General features: G+C 72.2%; 17 protein-coding genes. 7 read left to right on the plus strand and 10 right to left on the minus strand.

The annotated features are described in order from the left end of the window. The first annotated feature begins 28 nt into the window (after positions 1 to 28). Positions 29 to 505 (plus strand): glutathione peroxidase, encoded by a 477-nt coding sequence (locus tag I5071_RS33700; RefSeq protein WP_236517393.1) that lies wholly within the window; start codon positions 29 to 31, stop codon positions 503 to 505. Between the two features lie 46 nt (positions 506 to 551). On the opposite strand, the gene I5071_RS33705 is transcribed toward I5071_RS33700, so the two are convergent. From I5071_RS33705 to I5071_RS33715, 3 genes are all read right to left on the minus strand, one after another. Beyond that, positions 552 to 941: a hypothetical protein gene (locus tag I5071_RS33705; protein ID WP_236517394.1), complete on the minus strand. Its 390-nt coding sequence runs from the start codon at positions 939 to 941 to the stop codon at positions 552 to 554. A 55-nt stretch (positions 942 to 996) separates the two neighbouring features. Continuing rightward, entirely contained in the window at positions 997 to 1,572 is a 576-nt protein-coding gene (locus I5071_RS33710) for a hypothetical protein (protein WP_236517395.1), read from the minus strand. A gap of 198 nt (positions 1,573 to 1,770) precedes the next feature. After that, a complete protein-coding gene (locus I5071_RS33715; protein WP_236517396.1) occupies positions 1,771 to 2,361 on the minus strand; it encodes a hypothetical protein in 591 nt (196 codons plus the stop codon). A gap of 155 nt (positions 2,362 to 2,516) precedes the next feature. On the opposite strand from I5071_RS33715, the gene I5071_RS33720 reads away from it, so the two are divergent. Together I5071_RS33720 and I5071_RS33725 are read left to right on the plus strand one after the other, a co-directional pair. Then, complete coding sequence (locus I5071_RS33720; RefSeq protein WP_236517397.1) at positions 2,517 to 3,389, plus strand: serine/threonine-protein kinase; 873 nt, start codon at positions 2,517 to 2,519, stop codon at positions 3,387 to 3,389. 101 nt (positions 3,390 to 3,490) lie between these two features. Continuing rightward, positions 3,491 to 4,327 carry a hypothetical protein gene (locus tag I5071_RS33725; protein WP_236517398.1) on the plus strand — a complete coding sequence of 279 codons (837 nt, stop codon included), beginning with the start codon at positions 3,491 to 3,493 and terminating at the stop codon, positions 4,325 to 4,327. Here I5071_RS33725 and I5071_RS33730 read toward each other — a convergent pair. The 4 genes from I5071_RS33730 to I5071_RS33745 form a co-directional block, all read right to left on the minus strand. Beyond that, positions 4,324 to 6,369: a PEP/pyruvate-binding domain-containing protein gene (locus tag I5071_RS33730; protein ID WP_236517399.1), complete on the minus strand. Its 2,046-nt coding sequence runs from the start codon at positions 6,367 to 6,369 to the stop codon at positions 4,324 to 4,326. The genes I5071_RS33725 and I5071_RS33730 overlap by 4 nt on opposite strands. A 398-nt stretch (positions 6,370 to 6,767) precedes the next feature. Continuing rightward, positions 6,768 to 7,865, minus strand: a complete 1,098-nt coding sequence (locus I5071_RS33735; protein ID WP_236517400.1) for a DNA alkylation repair protein — start codon at positions 7,863 to 7,865, stop codon at positions 6,768 to 6,770. Further along, positions 7,865 to 8,752 carry a fumarylacetoacetate hydrolase family protein gene (locus I5071_RS33740; protein ID WP_236517401.1) on the minus strand — a complete coding sequence of 296 codons (888 nt, stop codon included), beginning with the start codon at positions 8,750 to 8,752 and terminating at the stop codon, positions 7,865 to 7,867. Before I5071_RS33740 ends, I5071_RS33735 begins: the two co-directional genes overlap by 1 nt. Continuing rightward, positions 8,752 to 9,786 carry a hypothetical protein gene (locus I5071_RS33745; protein ID WP_236517402.1) on the minus strand — a complete coding sequence of 345 codons (1,035 nt, stop codon included), beginning with the start codon at positions 9,784 to 9,786 and terminating at the stop codon, positions 8,752 to 8,754. The genes I5071_RS33740 and I5071_RS33745 overlap by 1 nt, the downstream gene beginning before the upstream one ends. Positions 9,787 to 9,837: 51 nt before the next feature. Here I5071_RS33745 and I5071_RS33750 point away from each other — a divergent pair, with 51 nt between their 5' ends. The 3 genes from I5071_RS33750 to I5071_RS33760 are packed head-to-tail and all read left to right on the plus strand — an operon-like array spanning position 9,838 to position 11,318. Beyond that, on the plus strand, positions 9,838 to 10,410 hold the full coding sequence (locus tag I5071_RS33750) for a GNAT family N-acetyltransferase (protein WP_236517403.1): 573 nt from the start codon (positions 9,838 to 9,840) through the stop codon (positions 10,408 to 10,410). Beyond that, positions 10,407 to 10,823, plus strand: a complete 417-nt coding sequence (locus I5071_RS33755; RefSeq protein WP_236517404.1) for an NUDIX domain-containing protein — start codon at positions 10,407 to 10,409, stop codon at positions 10,821 to 10,823. Before I5071_RS33750 ends, I5071_RS33755 begins: the two co-directional genes overlap by 4 nt. Positions 10,824 to 10,853: 30 nt before the next feature. Beyond that, positions 10,854 to 11,318, plus strand: a complete 465-nt coding sequence (locus I5071_RS33760; RefSeq protein ID WP_236517405.1) for a nucleoside deaminase — start codon at positions 10,854 to 10,856, stop codon at positions 11,316 to 11,318. On the opposite strand, the gene I5071_RS33765 is transcribed toward I5071_RS33760, so the two are convergent. Then, positions 11,308 to 13,107: a hypothetical protein gene (locus I5071_RS33765; RefSeq protein ID WP_236517406.1), complete on the minus strand. Its 1,800-nt coding sequence runs from the start codon at positions 13,105 to 13,107 to the stop codon at positions 11,308 to 11,310. The genes I5071_RS33760 and I5071_RS33765 overlap by 11 nt on opposite strands. A gap of 60 nt (positions 13,108 to 13,167) precedes the next feature. On the opposite strand from I5071_RS33765, the gene I5071_RS33770 reads away from it, so the two are divergent. Continuing rightward, positions 13,168 to 13,587, plus strand: coding sequence for a hypothetical protein (locus tag I5071_RS33770; RefSeq protein WP_236517407.1), 420 nt, complete (start codon positions 13,168 to 13,170; stop codon positions 13,585 to 13,587). Between the two features lie 96 nt (positions 13,588 to 13,683). On the opposite strand, the gene I5071_RS33775 is transcribed toward I5071_RS33770, so the two are convergent. Both I5071_RS33775 and I5071_RS33780 read right to left on the minus strand, forming a co-directional pair. Further along, positions 13,684 to 14,553, minus strand: a complete 870-nt coding sequence (locus I5071_RS33775) for a hypothetical protein (protein WP_236517408.1) — start codon at positions 14,551 to 14,553, stop codon at positions 13,684 to 13,686. A gap of 113 nt (positions 14,554 to 14,666) precedes the next feature. Continuing rightward, positions 14,667 to 16,646: a vWA domain-containing protein gene (locus I5071_RS33780; RefSeq protein WP_236517409.1), complete on the minus strand. Its 1,980-nt coding sequence runs from the start codon at positions 16,644 to 16,646 to the stop codon at positions 14,667 to 14,669. Positions 16,647 to 16,682: the final 36 nt, after the last annotated feature.

A 16,682-nucleotide genomic window follows, 5' to 3' on the forward strand; every position in this document is an offset into this window, starting at 1 on the left:
CCACGCGCGCGCCACGATGGTCGCCGCCATGACCACGCTCCACGATTTCCAAGTCAAGACGATCGACGGCGCGGCCAAGAGCCTCGGCGACTACCGCGGAAAGGCGCTGCTCGTCGTGAACGTCGCGAGCCAGTGCGGGCTCACGCCGCAGTACTCGAAGCTGCAGTCGCTCTACGAGCAGTACGGGGCGCAGGGCGCCGAGGTGCTCGGCTTCCCGTGCAACCAGTTCATGGGCCAGGAGCCCGGGACCGAGAACGAGATCAAGACGTTCTGCGAGACGAGCTACGGCGTGACGTTCCCGCTCTTCTCGAAGATCGAGGTCAACGGCGCCGGCGCGGACCCGCTCTACCAGTGGCTCAAGGGCGAGACCGGCGGCGGCGACATCCAGTGGAACTTCGAGAAGTTCGTGGTGGGCAAGGACGGCCGCGTGGTCGAGCGCTTCTCGCCCAAGACCGCGCCCGACGACCCGAAGATCGTCGCGGCGCTGCAGCGCGCGCTCGGGTGATCGGTGCTCAGCTCGCGAGGCGCGCGCGGAGCGGCGCCTCGCGAGCTCAGTCGAGCGGGTAGTGTCGATCCAGACACTCGAGTCGCGCGGTATACGCGTCGCGATAGCTCGTCCCGTAGCGCGCCTCGGGCTCGCCCGTCGCGATCGCCCGGTCGCGCATGGCGTCCCAGTAGAGCATTTCGGTGTAGAGGGCGCGGCAGAGCGGGTACTGCAGGTGCTCGAGCTCCACCGTGGCCTCGCAGGCCGGGGCGTCGCCGAAGCCTTCGTAGATCTCGCACAGCTCGGCGGGCGTCATGGTCTCGAAGTCGGGCGGTGTCTCGTCCGGAGCACCCTCGCTCCCGCATGCCGCCAGAGCGAGCACGGCAACGGCGACGAGCGAGCGGCGGTGCGCGAGCGTCGCACCGGGGCCTCTCGGAGCGACTGTCTGCTCGCCCAACCGGCGCTCACCCGCGGATGCCCGCGCGGCGTCCTCGGGATCGGCGTGAAGCGCGTCAGGTGCGGGCACGCTTCTCGATCGCGGGCGCGGGCTCGCGGCTCGGGATTCCGTTCGCGGCGAGCTGCTCCTGACACCAGGTGAGCGCGTCGGCGCGCGTCGCGAACGTCTGCACCGGCCACTTCGGCGGAGCGATCCAATGCACGGCGGTCATCACCCCGCGCAGCAGCGGGTTCGGCAGCACGATCGCCTCGGCGACCCGCCGTCCGTCGAGCTCGCGCGTGAGGCTCTGCAGGCGCTCACCCATGCGCTTTCGGTGGGTGGGGCTCAGCGCGGTCGGCCCGAGCTGCGAGCCGTCGACGAGGTGCACGTGCGCGCGACGGGTGCGCGCGATCGCGAGGAGCTCGTCGAAGTGGGTGTCGACATCGCTCAACGAGAGCTCGGCTGGCATCTCGACGAGGAGCACGGGCCACGAAGAGAGGTCGACCTTGGGCAGCGCCATCGAGTGATCTGAACGAGGCGCGGGGCGCGAAGGAAGGAACCAGGGGTCCGGAGAGCCGGCTTCTCGGTCCACCACCGAGCAGGCGCAGGTGGCACGTGGACGAGCACGGTCCACGAGCACGTGCACGAGCACGGTTCGGGCCTCTCCGGCGATCGGGCCTGGAGCTCGGAGAATGAAAACGGCGAGCGCAGCGAGCCGAAGCCCACCGCACCCGCCGCATCGTGCGCTCACGCGCCGCTCGTCACGGTGATCCGCAGCGTGCTCGTGCACGTGCGCGTCCCGCGTGCTCGTCCACGTGCCGCCTGCGCGTGCTCGGCCGTACCCGCGATCTCAGCGCCAGCGACCGCGTCCCTGCCCCGCCGGATCGGCGTAGGGCCCACCATCGCTGTCGGTGATCCCCGTGGTCCCCACGCGACCCGTGCCCCGGCCGTTGCCCGCGGGATCGGCGTAGGGCCCACCGTCGCTGTCGGTGATGCCGCTGGTCCGCCCGTACACGCCGCGGCCGTAGCCCGCGGGATCGGCGTACGCACCGCCGTCGCTGTCGGTCAGCCCGGTGTACGCCTGACGGCGCGTTCCGCGGCCGTAACCCGCGGGATCGGCGTACGCACCACCGTCGCTGTCGGTCACGCCGGTGCGGTAGCGGCCCTGGGGGGCCTGCACGACCACCGTCGCGGGCTGCGGCGCCTGCGCGTACACGACGGGCTGCGGCGGCTGCGCGTACACGACCGGACGCCGGCGCACCACGCAGCCCGGGAGCACCGCGGCCGCCGCGCCTCCCGCGAGCACACCGATCACGCCCAGCATCGAGCGGCGCGACACCGGCGCCGGCTCTTCGGCTCCGCTCCGCTCCGAGACGATGTCGGCATCGTCGAGCGTGAGCGTCTTCTTCTCGACCCCGGGATCCGTCTTCTTGTCGGACATGCGCGGCACGACTCCTATGGAAAGCCTGCCCGGCTCTCTCGTTCTCGCCCGGGCGTCCCGTAGGGACGCGCCCGGCCCCCCGCGGATTCTCTCACGACCGCGGCGGTCGAGGCGACTCCCATGCTACGAGGCGCGCCGCTATGCTCTCCCCGTCCATGACGACGTCGAAGACGATCGACGAGGTCGCGCAGGGCCGCGTCGGCCAGGTCGTCGCCGATCGCTACGAGCTCCAGCGGTTGCTCGGCGTCGGCGCGAGCGGCGCCGTGTACGAGGCCGTCCATCGCTACACCGATCGCAGCGTCGCGCTGAAGGCGATGCACCCGCACCTCACCGCGGCGCCCGAGGCGGTGCGACGATTCCTGCGCGAGGCCCGCGCGGCGGCAGCGGTCGGACACCCCGGCATCCCGCAGGTGCTCGACGCGGGCACGCTCGAGGACGGTCGCCCCTACATCGTCAACGAGCTGCTCGAGGGGCGCTCGCTCGACGAGGCGATCCGCGCGAAGGATCTCTCGCTCGACGACGTCACGACGATCGGCGTGCAGCTCTGCGACGTGCTCGCGGCCGCGCACGACGTGCACATCGTGCATCGCGACGTGAAGCCCGAGAACGTGTTCCTCGTGCGCGAGAAGGGCACGCTCGGCGTGCGCCTGCTCGACTTCGGCGTCGCGAAGAACCTGCAGAGCGTCGATCGCAGCGGCATCCTCACCAAGCCGGGCACCGCGATCGGGACGCCGACGTACATGGCGCCGGAGCAGGCACGCGCGCAGCCGGTCGATGCGCGCACCGATCTCTGGGGCGCGGGCGCGACGCTGTTCCACGCCGCGACCGGGCGCACCCACTACCAGGAGCCGAGCCTGCCGATGCTGCTGATGCGCATCGTGACCAGCCGTCCGCCGCGCATCCGCGAGATCCGCGACGACGTGCCCGATGCGCTGGCGCGCGCGATCGACGGCGCGCTCGAGCCCGACGTCGCGCAGCGCTGGCCCGATGCGCGGGCGATGGCCGCGGTGCTGAGCGGCACGGGTTAATCGAGGGTTAATCCGCGATACGCGGGGGCGACACCGGATAGCCGCTGCGCGAACGTGGCGCTGTGGGCGGGCGAGCAGTACGGGGGGGCATCGCCGCAGCGGTGGTGCTCTCGGGCGCGAGCATCCTCTGGTGGGGTTGCTCGCTCGAGCGCGTGAGCTTCGCGGGCGTCTCGCGCGATGCGAGCACGAGCGACGCGGGCGTGGGTCGCGGTGATGCGAGCCCGGTCGGCGCGTGCGTGCCGCGATGCGCGGGCGCGGTCGCGATCCGATGCGCGGGGACGAGCACCGTCGAGGAGGACTGCGCGCCGCGCGGCGCCCGCTGCGCGATGACCGACGGCGACGCGACGTGCGTCGCGCGCACGTGCGAGCCACGGCGGACGCGCTGCGACGGCGACGTGCTCTACACCTGCGACGCCGAGGGCGCGGCCGAGCAGCCCACGACGTGCGAGCACGGTTGCAGCGAGGGCGCGTGCACGACCGAGTCGGGCTCGTGCCTCTGGAGCTCGGAGATCGTCGACGAGGGCTCGTTCGCGATCGATCTCTGCGGGCGCACCGACGATCACCAGGTGCGCGCCGATCGGTGCGAGGGCGCGACCAGCGACGGCGAGGACGCCCACGTGCGGCTCTTCGTCTCGCAGCGACGGCGGCTGAGGCTCGATCTGCGCGACGTCGACGGCCCGGGAGGCGTGGACACGGTGCTCTCGCTCTTGCGTCGCTGCGGCGAGATGGAGAGCGAGATCGAGTGCTCGAACGACATCGCGTGCGCCGACGCCGACGAGGATCTGAAGGGCACGCCGTGCGAGTCGGGACGGCAGCCGCGACAGTCGCGCCTCGACGTCGAGCTCGACCCCGGCACGTACTACGTGCTGCTCGACAGCCAGAACCGCGGCTCGTTCGGGTGCGGTCGCGTCGAGCTGCGCGTGCGCGCGATGGACTAGAAGGTCTGTCCGGGGCCCCACCGGACGACGTAAGGGCGCGCCTGCACGATCACGATGCGCCCTCCGGCGAGCAGGAACTCCACGTCGACCGCGTTCACCGGCTGCGGCCAGCGGGGGCGTTCCCCTCCGACGAAATGAGCGTGGATGCGCGCGAGACGCTCGTGCAGCGCGGTGATCGCCGCATCGTCGAGCAAGAGCGCGCCCGGGCTGCGCGAGCTGCGCGCGAGGAGCTCGGTCTCGAACGGCTGCATGTAGTGGTAGATGAGGTGCTGCTCGGGGATCTCCTCGCCCGCCGCGCCGGTCACGCTTCCGCCGAGCACCTGCGCGTTCACGAAATACGCGGGGCGCGCCTCGTAATACGGGTTCGCGGTGATCGCGACGCCGTTCGCGCTCGCGCCGTCGACGAAGGGCTGCGCGAGGATCGCCATCCCGACGCTGCGGTGATCGACGCGGTACCACTCGCGCTCTTCGTACGCGCCGAGCAGCCACACGCTGGCCCACACCTCGCGCAGCGCGTTCGCGATCTCCTGATCGCTCGCGCCCGCGCTCACCACGATGCTGCGATAGAGCCCCGCGCCGGTGAAGCCCGCGAGGTCCTCGGCGTTGGTGCTCGATCGCAGGATCCACCGCGCGTGGGGCGCGACGTGCGCGATGCGACGACGCACTTCGTGCACCAGGCGGGGCTCGACGCCCGCGCTCTGGATCATCGTGCGCACCTGCGCGAGCTGTCGCGCCCGCACCGTCGCGTCGCTGCGGAACGTCGGGTCCGCGAGCATCTGCGGCAGGCCGTGCACGATCCCGCTGTCGCCGAGGTGCTCGAGGTAGTGCGCGACCGGCACCACGAACCCACCGGGCGTGTCGATGTTGCCGAGCGAGCAGACCTCGCCGAGCTGCGATGCCTTCGCGCCCGCGAACGCCGCGTCGGGCAGGCGCAGATCGCACACCGCGACCAGGCGTCGCTCGCGGGGATCGAGCCGCGGAACCTGCGGCTGGGCGGGACGTCGCGCGGCCCACGCGGCCTCGGCCTGGGCCAGCGTGGCCTCGCGGATCGCGAACTCCTGCGGGCCGATCACGAGCTGCACGAGGCGCCCGTCGAGCCGCTGCACGTCGGGATGATCGAGCGCCGCGCGCAGCCCCATGTTCGGCGTGCCCCGATTCGCGCAGAGGATCGCGACGTGTCCGAGCGGCGCCTGGAGCTGCGCGCTGATCACCCCGCTCACCACGGGAATCTCGTCGGGCAGCTGCTCGAGCACGAGGATCTGATCGGGGCGCACGGTGCTGGGATCGAGCGCGCCGCGCACCACGCGCAGCGTGCCGAACGCCGGACCTTCGGTGAGCGGCTGGTAGCGCACGCCCGCGAACACCTCGTCGGCGGTCGCGATCGGCAGCTGCGCGCGCACGCTCGCGATCGATCGATCGTGCAGCGGCGACATCGGACGGAACCGGAGCCGATCGCCGATCCACAACGCGCCGCGCAGCTGCTGGAAGAGCGTCACGATGCGATCGCCGGGGAGCGTGTCGCCGCCGATGAGCTCGAGCGTCCAGAGATCACTGTCGAGGTAGTGCACGATCGTGCCGAGCTCGAAGCGGCGCTCGGGACGGCGGTACTCGCGGACGTTGAACGTCCGGTGGTCGGCGTGTGTGGCGCCGACCGGATGGCGATCGGTCGAGAGATGATCGCGCGCGAACTCGTAATGGATGTCCCAGCGCTGCGTGTCGATGAACCAGATGGTCCGGCCCTCGGCGACGTCGACGAGGAACTTCACGACCTCGGTGCGCGCGACCGCGCTCGATGCGGGCCGCGCCGCGAGCCGGGCCCACGTCGCCGCATCGTCGATGCGGTGCGCGAACTCGAGGCGCCCCTCGGACGTGCTCTGCGCGCCGCCGCTCGACTCACCGCCCTGCGCGTCGCCGCGCAGCGCGTGGTCGTCGGGCAATGGCGCGATCGGTCCGGCGTTCCGACGCGCCGGCGCGCTCCCACACGACGCCGCGATCACCGCGACCATCGTCAGCGCCGCGAGCCGAGCCCCCGTCCTGCGCACGTCTTCGAGCATAAACCTCTGCGACGTACGAGTGCCTGCGTGCGTTCTGGTCGTGACCAGAATTCGCGGCGATCAGTCCGCGAACCGGCAAACGATTCACGCGGGCGCACCTCACCGCACCCGCGCGCTCAACCGAGACAGGAGTGCTCGCGGAGCAGACGGCGGACGGAAGTGCCCGCCTCGGGCACGCACGGGAGCCGGCTGCGCAGTGAGCCGATTCAACGAAAGCAGGAGTGCTCGCGGAGCAGACGGCGGACGGAAGTGCCCGCCTCGGGCACGCACGGGAGCCGGCTGCGCAGTGAGCCGATTCAACGAAAGCAGGAGTGCTCGCGGAGTAGACGGCGGACGGAAGTGCCCGCCTCGGGCACGCACGGGAGCCGGCTGCGCAGTGAGCCGATTCAACGAAGCAGGAACGCGCCGAGCGGGAAGCGGGTGCCGTTGATCTGCAGCTCGACGCGGTGCTCGCCCGGGTGGTGCTTGCGGGTGGTGCGCTCCTCGAGCGAGAGGCGGCGGGTCAGCGCGAGCGGCGTGTGCGGCTCGAGCGTCGCGCGCGTCCACTTGAACACCTTCGCGCTGGTCTGGCCGCGGGCCTTCACGTAGTGGACGACGAGATCGATCACCGCGTCGAGCGAGATCGCGCTGGTGATCGTCGCGTCGATGCGCACCTCACCGCCGCGCTTCACGCGGGCGGGTGTGATCGCGCCGTGCACCTCGCAGTCGGGGCGCTCGCTCGAGACGCCGAGCACCTCGAGCGCGCCGGGATCGCCGCGTTTGATCAGGGTGCGCAGCGCGTGGCGCACCGTCTTGGCGCGCGACGGGACGCGCATCCACGCACCTGCGATCTCGACCGCGCGCGCCGGGTGATCCTTCGCGACGTCGTTGAGGTGGTTCGCGACCGAGCGACGCACCACCTCGGTCTCGTCGTCGACCAGCCGCGCGATCCGCGCGAGCCCGGGCTCGGGATCGTCGATCAACCAGCGCACCCGCGCCGCCCACGGCAGGCGCGGCCGCATGCCCTCGCTCACGAGGCGACGCACGTGGGGGCTCGGATCGCTCACCCACTCGTCGAGCCGCTCCAGCGTGCGCTCGCGGTGCTGCTCGAGGAACGGACGTATTGCGAATTCGCAAGAGAAGCGTTGCGTAATTGCATGCATCGCGTCGAGCGATCGCGCGGGGCGCTCGAGGCCGTGCTCGGCGACGAACATCGTGTGCGGCAGGTAGAAGAACGGCGCCATGCCGGACACCGCGTCGACTTCTCCGACCGGACCGAGCGAGCGCTCGATCACCTCGATCGCATCCTCGAAGCGCGCGGGCAGCCCGGCGTGCATCGCGCGCATCAGGTGCCGCCCGCGATCGAGCAGCTCGAGCGCGTCGAGCCCTTCGTTCGCGCGACGTCGGAACGCGCGCTCGTCGAACGTCGGATGCGCCGCGCGCAGCGACGCACCGAGGCGCTGCACCAGCGCCGCGTCGAAGAAGTCCTTGAGCTGCGTGGCCATCAGACGATCGTGATGCGGCGACGGCCGAGCACGCCGCCGTCGATCTCGACGACATCGCCCGGCTCGAGCATGCGCGGATTGCTCGCGTGCGCACGCAGCGCGGCGGCGAGACGTGTGGTGCGCCCCGGCAGGAGCGACGCGAGCGCGCGCTTCCACGCCGCCACGGTGAACGCGACCCCGGACGGCGTGCCGGTGAGCACCGCATCGCCCTTCTCGAGCACGCCCGAAGGCACTGCGCGCGCCGCTGCGAGGAGCAGCTCGCGCGGGGTCGCGACGAGGTCCATCGTGCGGCCGCGCTGACGCAGCTCGCCGTTCACCGTCAGCGTGAGCGTGACGTCGAGAATCGCGTCGGCCTGCGGCGTCTCGGGGACCCAGAGCGTCGGCCCGGCGACCAAGAACCCGGGGAAGCTCTTCGCGGCGCCCCAGAACCGCATGCGATCGGCGCGGCCTTCACCGAGCACCTGCACCGTGCGCGCCGAGAGATCGTTCGCGACGAAGTAGCCGATCGGCGGCGCGAAGTCGGGCTGCTCGAGCTGCACGACGCGCACCTCGTCGAGCAGCACGAAGCCGAGCTCGACCTCGTAGTCGAAGAGCGGAGGCAGCACCACGAACCGACGCGCGACACGCTCGGCGAGCGCTGCATCGAGGCGCGCGATCGCCGCGATCAGCGCGTCGCGCGACGGGCTCTCCACCGCGTCGTCGCCGCGCAGCAGCGACGCCGCGTCCTTGTCGAACACGACGCGGGCCTCGCCGTCGCCGCCGGTCTCGTTGATGTGCGCGGCGTAGGTGAGGCCGAGCGCGTGCACGCGCTTCGGGGCGAGCTCGAGCGGGCGCGTCGTGCCTCCTCGTGCATCGAGCGGGCGCATGGTCGCGGGCGTCGCGCGCATCAGCGTTCCTCCAGGTGCGTCGCGTCCCAGCCGAGATAACGCACGTTTTCGAGCGGCTCGGGCGCGTGGAACTCGAGCGCGGCGACCGTGGAGGTGAGGCGCCGATCGGGCCTCCAGGCATCGAGCGGATGCGCGCGCGAGAAGAGCTCGACCTCGCACTCCGCGACGTCGCTCTGGGCGACGTGCACGTCCCATCCCTGCGGGTCGCGATAGACGTAGCCGGCGAGCGTGCGGGGATCGCACCACGCACGTCCGCGCAGCGATCGCGTCGCGGAGCGCGCTTCGAAGCGCACCTCGTGGCCTCGCGGCTCCAGCTTCGTGAGGAGGATGCCGGGCACCTCGTGGAACGCGTGCTCGCGCTCCGACGTGCGCAGGTAGATCGGCGTGAAGCGCACGCCGGGCACGCTGCGTCGCGGCTGCACGGTGAGCGCTTCGAGGCGCGCCCCGGGATCTTCGCGGAACCGCGGGCAGTGGAGCCACGTCAGCGCCTCGACCCGGCGCGTGCCCCAGATGTGCTTCTGGAGCCCGGGGGCGCCGCGCACCTCGTGCTGCACCCCGTCGACCGACACGACGCCGCGGAACGTCACGTCGTCGTGCGAGTGGCTCACGTGGGTCGGCAGCGGAAGCCGATCGAGTCCACGCGGGCCGCGACGCGCGACGTCCGACGAGGGCGTGAAGCGCAGGTCCCACTCGATCGCGTGACCGCCCGATCCGACGCGGCCACGGCACACCCCGCGCGCGAGCTCGGAGTCGCCGATGCGGATGCCGAATCGATCGCGGGTGCCCGCATCGAATTCCGAGATCGGGTGCAGCGACTTGATCGCGATCGCCGGCTCGCTCGATCGACGATCGAACGCCGCGGCCCACACCGTCGCGCGCGGCTCGCCGCGGCCTCCGGGCGCAGGCGTGAACAGCGTGTAGCGCAGCCACCACGCGCAATCGCCGCTCGGGTCGAGCACCACCAGGAACCAGATCTCGAAGAACCCCGGCTCGCCCTTCCAGCGTGGAAGGTCGGCGCGCTCGCTGGACCGCATCCCAGGCTCACTCCTCGCCGTCGACCGCGCGTGCGTTAGCATGCGCGGCCCATGCGTACGATCGAGACCGAGCGCCTCTTCCTGCGCGACTACACCCCCGACGACGCCGAGGCGATGCTCGTCATCGACGGCGATCCCGAGGTGATGCACTTCCTCGGCGGCGTGCAGCGCCGCACCGTCGCCGAGCAGCGCGCCTTCCTCGAGAAGGTCTGCGCGAAGTTCGACGGCTACGTCGCGCGCGGCCTGCCCTACTGCGCGATGGGCGCGTTCGAGCGCGAGACCGGCGCGCTCGTCGGCACCGCGCTCTTCAAGCCCCTGCCCTTCATGACGCCGGGCTCGGAAGAGCGCGTCGACAGCGAGGATCTCGAGGTCGGATGGCACCTCGCGCGCGCCGCGTGGGGCAAGGGATACGCGTCGGAATTCGGACGCGCGATGCGCGATCGCGCGTTCAGCACGACGTCGACCGAGGTCGTGCACGCGGTGGTCGATCCCGGCAACGTGCGCAGCGAGCGTGTCGCGTCGCGCCTCGGCATGCGCCAGATCCGCATCACGGATCGCTGGTACGCGCGCACGCTCACGCAATTCACGATCACGCGCGCCGAGTGGGAGGCTGGTTCACGATGAGGAAGGCGTTCTCGATCGCGGTGTACCCGCGGCGCGGTGATCGCGTGCTCTTGATCAAGCACACGCGCCTCGGGGTGTGGCTCCCGCCGGGCGGCGAGCTCGAAGAGGGCGAGACCCCGCTCGAGGCCGCGATCCGCGAGCTGCGCGAGGAGACGGGGCTCGTCGGCGAGTTCCCGATCGTCTCGGAGATCGAAGGCACGCCGCCGGGGCTCATCGGGTACGAGGAGCACGTCGCGGGCAAGAAGGGCGTGCACATGAACTTCGTGTTCGTCGCCGACGTGACGACCGACGAGATCACGCCCTGCGACGAGTTCACCGACTGGCGCTGGGTGACGCTCGAGGACGGACCCTGGGAGGACGCGCCGAAGAACGTGTACCAGCTCGCGGTGGTCGCGCTGCGCGCGGGACGTTGATCGCGCGCTGCGGGGCACGAGATCTCGGACATGCGAGACGACGACGAGCGGTGGATGCGACGGAGCTTCGAGCTCGCGATCGCGGCGGGGCGCGCCGGGAACGCGCCCTTCGGCGCGGTGTTGGTGTCGCGCGACGGCGCGCTCCTCGCGGAGGGCGAGAACACCGCATCGCGCGAGGGTGATCCCACCGGGCACGCCGAGCTGAACCTGGTGCGTGGGCTCTTCACCCGCGTGCGCCCCGAGCAGCTCGAGGGCGCGACGCTCTACGCGAGCGGCGAGCCCTGCCCGATGTGCGCGGGCGCGATCGCGTGGGCCGGGATCCCGCGCGTCGTGTTCTCGGTGCCCGCCGCGCGCATCTCCGCGATCCTCTCGGGCCGCCCCGGCCCGACGTTCTCGATCGGCGTGCGCGACGTGCTCGGCGCGTCGTCGTTCGTGGTGCGCGTGGAGGGCCCGCTCCTGGCGGAAGAAGGCGAGCGAGCGCTGATCACAACATAGGCGACCACGCGATCACGCCGGCGTCGATCAGCTCGCGCAGCCAGGCCCGGGGATCGGGCGCCTCCTCGAGCAGCGCTACGAATTCCGTAGCGCGCATCGGCGCGCGCGCGAGCACGTCGAGCGCGTCGGCGACGATCTCGGCGATCGCGACCACGACCACCTCGTCGTGGTACGCGCCGATCAAGTAGGTGCGCGGTCCCTTGCCCGGCTTCTGTCCGGAGTGCAGCGCGAACACGTCGCGATCGAAGGGCACCACCCGGAACGCCTGGCTGCGCACCAGCTGCACCTCGTCGAGATCGCGCGGCAGCGCGCGCGCCGGCTCGGAGAGGCGCTCGACCCGATCGTCGCCGCGACGTGCCGACGCGATCGTCGCCTCGAAGCGCGCGAGCTCGGCGATCTTGGGATCGGCCCCGCTCGACGCGAGGTACGCCGCGAGACGATCGGCGAGCGGCGCGCGCGCGAGGAGTGCATCGCTGGTCGCGAGCGCGGTGAGCGTGGAGCCGGCGCGGCGACCCAGCAGCGCGAGGGTGCGCGGCGCGCACGACGCGACTCCGTCCGCGAGCTGATCGGCCGAGAGCGCGCCGTGCTGGAGATCGCCGGTCTCGACGATCGCCGCCGCCGCACCGCGCAACGACTTGGCGATGCGGCGATCCCACGCGACGACGTCGACCGCCTTCTTGCCATCGAGCGCGCGCGCGATCTCGGCGCCCGCGTCGTCGGCGATCTCCGCCGCCCACTTCGACGCGCTGCCTCCGCTGTGCGCGGCGCGCTGCACGCGATCCCAGAGCGCGCGCCCGCTGCGCTGGATCGCCGCCTTCTTCGGATCGAACGAGAGCGTCGCGAAGAGCAGCGCGTCGAACGCCTCCTCGATCGCGCTGCGATAGGCGCGCACGTCCTCGAAACGATCGGGCCCCGCAGGCACCAGTCGCGCGAGCACGTCGCCGGTCTTCTCGAGCCGCGCGCGATGTCCCGCGACGTACGCGAGCGCATCGCTCGATGCGTCGAGGAACGGATGCGGCGCGCGCACCCGGCGCCCGGTCGCGATCTCCTCGTCGATCGCCGCGAGCTCGCGCTCGAAGTGGGTGATGCCTTCCTTGATCAGCACGGCCGTGCGGCTCGCGCGCACGCGCAGCGACGCATCGTCCTCGTCGAGCCAGCGCGCATCGGCAAGGCGCGCGGCGGGATCACGCCCCGCGAGCTCTCGATCGAACGCGCCCTCGTCGAGACGCATCGCCTGCTCGGGCCCGTACCACGTCACGACCGGGAGCAGCTCGTTGAGGCGCGCTCCGAGATAGAGCTCCCAGCGCGAGCATCCGGGCCGGTGGAAAAAGCCCACCGCGCGATGCATCAGCTCGTGCGGGCCCCACTTGCTGACGTGGTCGGGATGGAACGTCGCGAGCGGCTCGTCCTGCAGGAATTGCTGGTATTTCCCGAGGCGCAGCACCCCGCGATCCCACTGTCCGTGCACCGGATCGCGCGTGCCCTCTTCGCCCGCGAGGGCGCGCGGCCACGTCATCACCCGGCGCAGATCGCCGTGCACCGTGCCTGCGCCGCGCATCGCCGCGAGCGCGACCATGCGGGTCGCGAAGGGCGAGGCCACGACCTCGGCGATCGGAAGCGAGACCGCGCGCGCGAGCGCCTCGTGGGTCGATGGATCGCGCAGCGCGAGCGCGAGCTCCACGAGGTGCGAGGCGAGCACGTCGTCGGTGGCGCGGAGGAGCGCGCGGCGTCGCGCGGCCGGGCTCGGACCACGCGGCGCATCGAAGGCGGGGATGGTGAAGGCGGGCATCGTCGGCGCGCGAGTCTGGCACGGGCGGCGAGGCCGCGCGGCGGTTAGGCTCCGATGACGATGCGCCCGACGTTCGCGCTCCTGATCTCCTCGCTGGTACTGCTCGGCGGCTGCAGCAGCGCGCGCGAGCGTGTGCCCGAGGGCGGCCTCGTGGACTCCGGCCCCGCGCACTGCGCGCGGGTGGCGACCTTCCGCGACGGAGATGCCTGCGACTTCGACGAGCCGTGCGTGATCGACGACGGCTGCTGCGCGACCACCTGGACCTGCGAGTCACGCGCGTTGGTGAGCGCGGCGCGCTGCGGGCTGCCCGGTTGTTACAGCGAGTGCGACGACGCGCTCGAGTCGGCCGAGCACGGCGATCCCTGCGAGGGCGCGTTCTTCTGCTCGCAATTCGACGATCGCCTGTGCTGCTCGCACAGCGTCGAGTGCGTCGGCGGTCGCGTGCAGGTCGAGGACGAGTGCCCGCCCGCGTGTGACTGACTCAGTCGATACATCGGCTCGCCCGCCGGTCCCTACCGTACGCGCGCTTCGCGCGCTCCCGTCCGGGACCTGCGAGACGAGCACTCCGGCAAGGACTCAGATCTTCGCGATCTCGGCCTCGACGCTCTCGCCGACCTCGACCTCGCTCCGCACCCGCGCGAGATCGCGCTCGAGCCCGGCGATCGCGCTGCGATCCGCGACGCACGCCGCCATGCGCACCACCGTCTCCTCGAGCTGGGCGACGATCGACTCGAGCTTCGCGCGCGCCTCGGCGCGACGCGCGTGCATCGTGCTGAGCGTCGCGCTCGCCGCTTCCGATCGCACCCACGCGCTGCGGGTGATCGCGCGATCGAGCTCGACCAGGTGCGCCTTCTGGCGAGTGGCCGCTCCGGCGAGCGCGTTCGCCGACTCCAGCGCGCCCTCGAACGCCGGTCCCAGCGCCTTCGCCTCGCGGGCGATCGCGGCGCGCGCCTTCGTGACCCGCGCCATCAGCGCCGCCTCGTGATCACGACGGCGCCGCCGCGCGAGCACGATCCCGAGCGCGAAGAGCGGCACGCTCAGCGTCACCGCGCCTGCCAGCGCGGCCGGCGACACGCTCGGCTCGACGACCGCGGCGCTCGGCACGTCGTGCACGATCGGCGCGACCTCATCGCCGAGCACCTCCGCGACGATCACGCCGCTCAAGCTCGCGCGCAGCTCCGAGACCGTCACCAGGTGACGCGCCGCGAGCGAGGCGACGTTGAGCCCGATGGTCGCGCCCGCGCCGGTCGGCATCTCGACGAGGTACGCGTGCGGCCCGCGCTGCTCGATCATCCGCGCCCCCGCGGGGAACACCAACGGCGATGCGTCCTCCATCGAGCGCGACGTCGTCGTCACGTGCATCGCGTCGATCTCCGATCCGTCGATCGCGTTGCTCAGCGTCCCGCGCAGCACCACCCGCACCGTCGGGCCCGGCGCCCACGACACGTCGGCGCGATCTCACGCATCGATGCGATACGTCGCGACCACCCGATCCTGCGCCCCGGCACGCGCTGCGATCGCGACCACGAGGAGCGAGAGCGCCCACGCGATCGTGCGCCTCATCGCATCCTCCGATCGCCGTAGTAGTTCATCGCCATCACCAGCGTGCGGCGCGAGTCCTCGCCCCATCCGCCCCACGCCGACGCGAGCACGCGCTGGTAGCCCTCGAGGATGCGCAGGTCGTCGTCGAGCCCGCGATCGCGCCACAGGTCACGCGCCGCGCGCAGCAGCTCGATGCGCTCCGAGATCGCGAGCTGCGCGCCCGCGTAGTCACCGCGATCGAGCGCGTCCGCGGTCGACTGCAGCGCATCGCCCGCCTGGAACGCGAGCACCGTGCGCTTCACCTGACGCACCGTCGACGCGACCGCGGCCTCGGCATCGCTCGTGCGCTCGGCGGCGACGTCGACCGCGGCGTGCGCGTTGTGCTCGTCGACCAGGTCCTTCCAGTCGAGCGAGACCCGCGCGATCGACGTGCGGTCGACGCCCGCCGGCACCTCGAGCTCCATCAGCACGACGTGCTGATCGCCGCGGCGGAACGTCGGGAAGTGCATGCGCAGACCGCGCTGATCGTCCTCCTGGCGATCCCGCGCGATGCCGAGCTCGCGCGCCAGGCGCACGTCGGTCGCGACCTCGGTCCGGCGCACCGCCTGGGCCTCCTGCTGATCGAGCAGGCGCGAGCCGTACACCCGCGTCGCGGTCACGCCGGGCGCGAGCTCGATGCGGAGCCGCAGGTTCTGCGCGACCGCCTGGGCGCGCTCCTCCAGCTCGTCGGTGAGGATGCTCGCGATGTCCTCGCTGCGGCGCACGAAGTGGTAGCTGCCGCTGCCCTCGCGCGCGATCGAGAGCATGGTCTGCTCGTCGAAGTCGGTGCCCACGCCGAGCGTCGTGGTGAGCACGCCGCCCTCGTCGAAGAGCGCGCGGGCGCGCGCCGCGATCATGTCCGCGTTGGTCTGACCGACGTTCGCCACTCCGTCCGAGAGCAGCACGACGAGCAGCACGTCGTTCGGACGCCGGCGCTCGGGGCGGACCCGCGAGACCGCGGAGAGCGCGCCGTCGATGTTGGTGCCGCCGCCGATCACGAGCTGATCGATCGCGTGGTGCGCGCGCTGGCGATTGCCGACGCGCGCCGGCTCGAGATCGATGCTCGCGTCGTCGCTGTAGCTGATGAGCCCGAACGTATCGTTGGAGCTCAAACGATCGACGAGCGCGTGCGCGGCCTGGATGGCGTGGGCCCACTTGTCGCCGTGCATCGAGCCCGAGCGATCGATCACGAGGCGCACGTCCATGCGCGGGCGCGCCGGCATCTCGCCCTGCCGCGCCATGAGCGCGATCTGCAGGTGCACGCGCTCGCCGTCGGTGCGCAGCGTGGCGCGCTCGAGCTCGGCGTGGAGCGCGACCGCGTCGCGCGCCGGCACCGCGTAGGGAAGGCGTCCGAGCTCGTCGAACGCCTCGAGCCGCACGTGCTGACCGCCGACCATCACGCCGCGCTCGAGCAGATCTTCGAGGCGCGCCTGGGCGCCGCTTCCGCCCACGAACGTCGACGCGAGCACGCCGCTCTGGGGCAGCGGCGCCGAGGCTGCGCGCTGGGCGGCCGGCACGGTCGGGCTCGGTGCGCCGGCGGAGCGGCCGCCCCCGCCGAGCGCGCCCTGCAGCAGGCTGTCGATGTCGCCGCCCCGATCGGCGGGACGCGCAGGACGCGCGCGCCGCGCCGGCGACGACCCCTCGCCCTCTTCGGCATCGGCGAGCCCCGCGAAGCCGGGCGATGCGGGCGGGCGCTGCATGGCCTCGCGCGGCGGGGGCGCGGCGGCGGTCGGAGACGAGAACGGATCCGCGACCGGCGGGGGCGCGGGCGCTTCCGCCGTCTCCATCCTCACCGGCGCGGCGAGACCTTCTTCGTCGGCAGCAGCCTCGACTGGCAGCGCAGCAGCGACCGGCTCGTCGGCGCGCCCGCACGCCGCCGTCAGCATCATCGCGACGAGCGCGATCCACCTCGACGACGCGCGGTGCCGCACGCCGCTGCACGAACGATCGTTCAACATTCGCTCTCTCCGGTCGGGTGTGGCCTACGACCCGAG

It is taken from the genome of Sandaracinus amylolyticus (genome assembly GCF_021631985.1).
GTDB classification, from domain to species: domain Bacteria; phylum Myxococcota_A; class Polyangia; order Polyangiales; family Sandaracinaceae; genus Sandaracinus; species Sandaracinus amylolyticus_A.